Source organism: Fundidesulfovibrio sp. (assembly GCF_058402725.1).
Genome location: NZ_JBZVFJ010000175.1, coordinates 1 through 6,156 on the forward strand (window position 1 = coordinate 1; position 6,156 = coordinate 6,156).

General features: G+C 71.9%; 7 protein-coding genes. 2 read left to right on the forward strand and 5 right to left on the reverse strand.

What is annotated here, in order from left to right:
- Window positions 1-300: 300 nt before the first annotated feature.
- Complete coding sequence (locus ACV4UX_RS16585; protein ID WP_491594394.1) at window positions 301-960, forward strand: trimeric intracellular cation channel family protein; 660 nt, start codon at window positions 301-303, stop codon at window positions 958-960.
- On the opposite strand, the gene ACV4UX_RS16590 is transcribed toward ACV4UX_RS16585, so the two are convergent.
- Complete coding sequence (locus ACV4UX_RS16590) at window positions 950-1,765, reverse strand: sugar phosphate isomerase/epimerase family protein (RefSeq protein WP_491594395.1); 816 nt, start codon at window positions 1,763-1,765, stop codon at window positions 950-952. The two genes, ACV4UX_RS16585 and ACV4UX_RS16590, sit on opposite strands and share 11 nt — an antisense overlap.
- Before the next feature lie 73 nt (window positions 1,766-1,838).
- Here ACV4UX_RS16590 and trxC point away from each other — a divergent pair, with 73 nt between their 5' ends.
- Entirely contained in the window at window positions 1,839-2,276 is a 438-nt protein-coding gene (gene trxC, locus ACV4UX_RS16595) for a thioredoxin TrxC (protein ID WP_491594396.1), read from the forward strand.
- A 69-nt stretch (window positions 2,277-2,345) separates the two neighbouring features.
- Here the strand turns inward: trxC and tsaB are convergent, their stop codons facing one another.
- The 4 genes from tsaB to ACV4UX_RS16615 form a co-directional block, all read right to left on the reverse strand.
- A complete protein-coding gene (tsaB, locus tag ACV4UX_RS16600) occupies window positions 2,346-3,143 on the reverse strand; it encodes a tRNA (adenosine(37)-N6)-threonylcarbamoyltransferase complex dimerization subunit type 1 TsaB (RefSeq protein WP_491594397.1) in 798 nt (265 codons plus the stop codon).
- Window positions 3,140-4,231, reverse strand: coding sequence for an RIP metalloprotease RseP (rseP, locus tag ACV4UX_RS16605; RefSeq protein WP_491594398.1), 1,092 nt, complete (start codon window positions 4,229-4,231; stop codon window positions 3,140-3,142). Before rseP ends, tsaB begins: the two co-directional genes overlap by 4 nt.
- Window positions 4,228-5,439, reverse strand: a complete 1,212-nt coding sequence (gene dxr / locus ACV4UX_RS16610; protein ID WP_491594399.1) for a 1-deoxy-D-xylulose-5-phosphate reductoisomerase — start codon at window positions 5,437-5,439, stop codon at window positions 4,228-4,230. The genes rseP and dxr overlap by 4 nt, the downstream gene beginning before the upstream one ends.
- Window positions 5,436-6,156: phosphatidate cytidylyltransferase (locus ACV4UX_RS16615; protein ID WP_491594400.1), on the reverse strand; the 721-nt coding region annotated here is incomplete at its 5' end. The genes dxr and ACV4UX_RS16615, both read right to left, overlap by 4 nt.

A 6,156-nucleotide genomic window follows, 5' to 3' on the forward strand; every position in this document is an offset into this window, starting at 1 on the left:
AGGAGCTTGAGCAGGCCCAGTTCGCCGGGGCTGCCGGTGGCCAGGAGGAAGGTCTTTGGCCCGGAACCGTAGGATTCCGTGACTTTCGGCTGGGCCAGGGCCAGGGCGGGCACGAGCAGCGCCAGGCAGAGGGCGGCGAGGGAGCGTGGGAACATGGGGCCTCCTGTTGTGTCTGTTCTGATCTATGTCTAGCGTGGCGCGATTCGGCAGTCAACGCGGCGCGTCCGCAGAACGTCCGCAGCGTATCCGGGGAGCATCCGGGGGCTTTGCAGGGGAGGGTTTTCGGGCTAGTTGGCGCTCATGGACGCCCAACCTTTCCAGTTGCCGCTGGCGGTGGACCTTGCGGCGGTGTTCCTCATGGCCATCACGGGGGCCATGGAGGCCATCCGCCGCCGCTTCGACCTGATCGGCCTGTGCGTGCTCTCCGTGGCCACGGGGCTCGGGGGGGCGCTCATCCGCGACGGCATCTTCCTGCAGACGGGCATCTCGGCGGTGCTGCGCGACGAGCGCTACCTGTGGGCGGTGGCGGTGGCGGCCACGCTGAGCCTCTCGGTGGGGGCCAGGGCGGAGGGGTCGCGCCGCCTCATGGCCCTGGTGGACGCCCTGGCGCTGGGGGCCTACGCGGTGGTGGGCGTGGAGCGCTCGCTCTCCCTGGGGCTGGGGATCGTCCCGGCGGTGCTGGTGGGCGTGGTGAACGCCTGCGGGGGCGGCGTGCTGCGCGACCTTTTCACGGGCGAGCAGGCCATGGTGTTCAAGCCCGGCCAGTTCTACGCCTTCGCGGCCCTCATGGGCTGCCTGCTCTACACGCCGCTGCGCCAGCACACGGAGCTGCCGCCGCTGATGCTGGCCCTGGCGGCCATCGCCCTCACGTTCGGGCTGCGCGTGCTGGCCATCTGGCGCAACTGGAGCACCGCGCCTGTCGGGGAGAAAGGGCTTTTGCGCGGGCTTTTCAAACGCTGACGCGCCGGACGCCGGGGGCTGGCCCGCGTTCCCGCAGATACCGCAGCGTCACGGCCAGGGTCTCTTCCGTGTGGGCCTCGTAGGTGGCCGTGGGGGCGAGCCCCCGCGCGTCCAGGGCCTGGAAGAAGGCCTCCCAGTCCATGGCCCCGTCGCCCATGCCCAGGTGCTGGTCCGCGCCGCCGTCGTTGTCGTGCAGGTGCAGGTGGCCCAGGGAGGGGGCGAAGGCGTCCAGCCAGCGGTGCAGGTCGTCCTGCTCGCGGCCCTTGGCGAAGCTGAACCAGTGCCCGGCGTCCAGGCAGAGGCCCGCGCGGCCCGGGATGGCCGCGTCCAGGGCCGCGGCCATGGCGGCCACCGGGCCTGGATGGGGCTCGTAGGTGTTCTCCAGCCACAGGGGCGGGTGTCCGGGCCAGGCCGAGAGGGCCTCGGCCCAGGTCTCCACGGCGCGTTCGCGCCAGGCGTCCTCGGAGCGCACGTAGAGCAGGTGGTCGTAGCGGGCGTGGCCCACCAGATGGACGGCTCCGTAGACCCGCGCCGTCTCCACGGCGCGCTTCAGGCGTTCCGCGGTGGCCCGGCGCACCAGGGAATCCGCGCTGCCGGGCTGGAGGTCGAAGAAGGGCAGGTGCAGGCCGCAGCGAAGCCCCAGGGACTTGAGCCGCGCGGCCAGCGCCTCGTGCCAGGCGGGGGCCACGGTGTCCATGCACAGCGGGTCCAGCCCCAGTTCGGGGTTCAGGCCCAGGGCCAGGAAGCGCTCCAGGCGGGCCGGGTCGGCGGCCGCCGCGCGCAGGTTCAGGCTCACGAAAACCATTGCACCCCCATCGACAAAACGCGAAGACGAACTATCTGAGAGACTTGACCGAAACACCCGCCAGGAGGCCCCCATGTCCGACACGCTCAAGGTCACCTGTCCCCACTGCCATACCCGCAACCGCGTCCTCAAGGGCAAGGAGCTGGCCGCCGAGTGCGGCAAGTGCCACGGCAGGCTCTTTCCCGGCAAGCCCGTGGACCTCACCGAGGCCGACTTCGCCCGCCACGTGCAGGAGACCGACGTGCCCCTGCTGGTGGACTTCTGGGCGCCCTGGTGCGGCCCCTGCCGGGGCATGGCCAACGCCTACGAGGAGGTGGCCCGCCGCCTGGAGCCCGAGATCCGCGCCGCCAAGGTGAACACCGAGACCGAGCAGATCCTGGCCGCCCAGATGGGCATCCGCAGCGTGCCAACGCTGATCCTGTTCAAGAACGGCAAGGCGGTGGACTCCATCTCCGGGGCCATGGACGCCAACAACCTGGAGAGCTGGGCGCGCTCGCGCGCCATGTACTAGCCGGGCGGACCGGGGCGTGTGGTTGCGGCCCCGGACGCGTTCCGGTCAGCCTGGACGTGCGCTCCGGCCTCAGGCGCTCCAGACGGGCGAGGCGTCGCGCTGGGCCTTGTCCAGCCGGGACTGGGCCTGAAGCGGCGTGAGCCCGCGCTGAGCCCCGATGGCCGCCAGGTTCTCCTCGGCGTCGGAGCCGCGCAGGTAGAGGGCGTCCACGGGGGGGCCGTCGTAGCGGGCGGCCAGGGCCGCGCGCAGGAGCGCCTGGGGCGTGGGGGCCTGCTGCTCCAGGAGGACGGTCCCGGCGATGTCCGCGAAGGCCTCGGGATTGCGCGCCAGGCCCGTGCCCAGCAGGGCCACGCGCCCCTTGCCGGAGCGCGAGACGGCGTGCGCGGCCAGGTGACGTGCGCGGGCGGCGTCCATGTCCTCCGGGTTGGAGTAGGGCAGCGCGCCCGGCCCGAAGGCCTGATGGTACACCTGTCCCGTGCGCGAATGGGTGACCACGTGCACCTCCCCGTAGCCCCTGGGGGAGCGCAGGGCCAGGAGCGGCAGGTGGTCCAGCCCGGCCATGGGCAGCCCGCGGGCCAGGCACAGGCCCGTGGCGAAGGCCAGCCCCAGGCGGACCCCCGTGAAGCTGCCCGGGCCCCGCACGCAGGCCACGCCCTGGAGCGTGCCGCCGGAGCGGCGGTCCAGAAGCTCCATGGCGGCCGGGGCCAGGAGTTCGTTCATCCTGCCCGGGCAGCGCTCCTCGTGGAACTCCAGGATCTCGAAGCCCGAGGGGTCGAAGAGGCCGCCGGAGAAGCGGGCCGGAGCGTCGTCCGGCCCGGCCAGCAGGAGCTGCATGGTCTCCTCGGCCGTGTTCAGGACAAGGATCACTTGGGGCCGCCGCCGATCAGGCGCAGGATGTCGTTGGCCGTGGCCATGAGCATGAGCCCCATGAGCAGCACGAAGCCCGCCTTGGTGGTCATGGCGCGCAGGCGCTCGGGCACGGGGCGGCGCAGCACGGTCTCCAGGGCGAAGAAGAGGATGTGCCCGCCGTCGAGCACGGGGATGGGCAGAAGGTTCAGGATGGCCAGGTTCACGCTGATCATGGCCGTGAGGCTCACCAGATGGGCCAGCCCCTGTTCGGACTGCTTGCCCACCAGCTCCGCGATCATGATGGGGCCGCCGATGGTGGAGACGGGCACCACCCCGGCCACCAGCTTCCAGAAGATCTGGCCCGTCACGGCGGTGATCTCCCAGGTCTGGGCCAGACCCTCGCGCAGGGCGCTCGCCGCTCCCATGGGGATGTTCACGCTCTCCTTGGTGGAGGTGACGCCCAGGAGGGGCTTGCTCACGTCCTCTCCGAAGAGGTTCTTCTGGGGGCGCAGGTCCGGGGTGACGGTGAAGGATATCCGCTCCTGGCCGCGCGTCACGTCCAGGCGCAGGGGTTTGCCGCCGCTTTGCTCCACTTTTTCGCGCAGCTCGCGGAAGTAGAGGATGGGGGCCCCGTCCACGGCCGTGACCACGTCGCCCTGCTTCACGCCCGCGCGTTCGGCGGCTCCGGCCTGGACCACCTCGCCCACGGCGGCCGGGGTCTCGAAGCGGCCGTTGGCGTAGTAGAGCCCCGCATAGAGCGCCCAGGCCAGCACGAGGTTGAAGATCGGCCCGGCGGCCACCACGAGCATGCGCTGCCAGGAGGGGCGGCGCACGAACCAGGTGTCCGGGGGGAATCCTTCGGTGGTGTCGTCGTCCTCTGAGTCCTGGGCCACCAGCTGGACGTAGCCGCCCAGGGGCACGGCGCAGACGCGGTATTCGGTCTGCCCGGCGCGAAAGGCCAGGAGCTTCGGGCCGAAGCCCAGGGAGAACACGCGCACGCCCATGCCGAAGAGCCGGGCCAGCAGGAAATGCCCCAGCTCGTGGATGAAGATGAGCACGCCGATGACGACGACGAAATGGACGGCCTTGAGCAGAAAGTCGATCATGTGGTGTCCGTGAGGAAATCGGCCACGGCCTGGCGGGTGGCCCTGTCGATCTCCAGTATGGTCATGAAATCCGGATCGTCCAGGGGGGCGAGCCGGTCCAGCGCCCAGGCCGCCGCCCGGGGGATGTCCGGGAAGCCGATGCGTCCCTGGAGGAAACGCTCCACGGCCACCTCGTTGGCGGCGTTGAGCGCGGTGCAGTGTGCCGGGCCTTCGTCCACGGCGCGCCGGGCCAGGCCCAGGCAGGGGAAGTCGTCGTGGCGGGGCTCGCGGAAGGTCAGGGAGCCCAGGGCCGCCAGGTCCAGCGGGGGGATGCTCAGGGGCAGCCGCACCGGGTAGCACAGGCAGTAGGCGATGGCGATGCGCATGTCGGGCTGGCCCATCTGGGCCAGGAAGGAGCCGTCGCGGTAGGCCGCCAGGGAATGCACGATGGACTGCGGATGCACCAGCACCTTCACGCGCTCCTGGGGCAGGCCGTAGAGACGGCAGGCCTCGATGACCTCCAGCCCCTTGTTCATGAGCGTGGCCGAGTCGATGCTGATCTTGGCCCCCATGGACCAGTTGGGATGCTTGAGGGCCTGGGCGGCGGTGGCCCGGACCAGGTCTTCGGAGGGCCAGTCGCGGAAGGGGCCGCCCGAGGCGGTGAGGACCAGGTGGTCCACGTCGTCGCCGGGGTGCCCGACCAGGGACTGGAAGAGCGCGTTGTGCTCGGAGTCCACGGGCAGGACCACGGCCCCCGTCTCGCTGCAGGCCCGCCGGATGAGATGCCCGGCCAGCACCAGGGATTCCTTGTTGGCCAGGGCGATGATCTTGCCCGACTGGGCCGCCGCCAGGGTGGGCGCGAGCCCGGCCGCTCCCACGATGGCCGCCAGCACCACCTGCACCTCGGGCAGGGCCGCCAGGGTGACGTAGGCCCCGGGCCCCCAGAGAATCTCCGGGGCGTAGCCCGGGGGCAAAAGCTTCTTGAGCGCCTGCGCGCCTTCCTCTTCCAGCAAGGCCAGGAAGCGTGGGCGGAACTCGGCGGCCTGGAGCGCCAGCCGCTCCACGTTGCGCGCCCCGGCCAGGGCCGTCACCCGGAACTGGGCGGGGTGCTCGCGCGCCACGGCCAGGGCCGATTCGCCGATGGAGCCGGTCGAGCCCAGCACGCAGAGGCTGCGCGGGAAGGGCGGCAGGTCGGAGGGCCTGGGCAGGGGCGAGATGTAGTCGATCATGGCAGCTGGGTGAGGTTGCGCGCCAGGGCGTAGACCAGGATCGCGGGGATCAGGCCGTCCACGCGGTCCAGCAGGCCGCCGTGCCCGGGCAGCAGGTTGCCGGAATCCTTGACCCCGGCCGCGCGCTTGAGCGCGGACTCCATGAAGTCGCCCATCTGGGAGGCAACGGCCAGGGCCGCGCCCAGCAGGGCGTAAACGCCCGCCGGGGCCGCGCCCCAGAGCGCTCCCGCGCCCGCGCACACGGCCACGCAGGCCGCCAGACCGCCCGCGCTGCCCGCCCAGGTCTTCCTGGGCGAGACCGAGGGCCAGATCCGTGGGCCGCCGATGAGCGACCCGGCGTAGTAGGCCCCCGTGTCGCAGGCCATGACGGCTGCGATCACCAGGGCCGTCTCGCCGGGGCCGAAGCCCGGGAGGAAGAGCAGGCTGCCGGGCACGTAGAGCAGTGCGGCGGTCAGAAACCAGCGCGGAGCCCCCTTGAAGAGGCCGAAGAGCCGGGCGAACTCCTCCAGCCAGAACACGGCCAGGGGCACGGCCAGGGCCGCGCCGGGGCCGTGGCGCCGGGCCAGCCAGAGCATGAGCGCGCCCAGCCCCAGGGACGCGGCGCGCGCCGCGATCCCCGTGCCGGGGAAGAGGCCGGCGAACCCCCAGAGCCCAGCCAGCGAGGCGGCCAGGGCCAGGGAGGACATCCAGCCGCCCCCGGCCCAGACACAGCCCGCC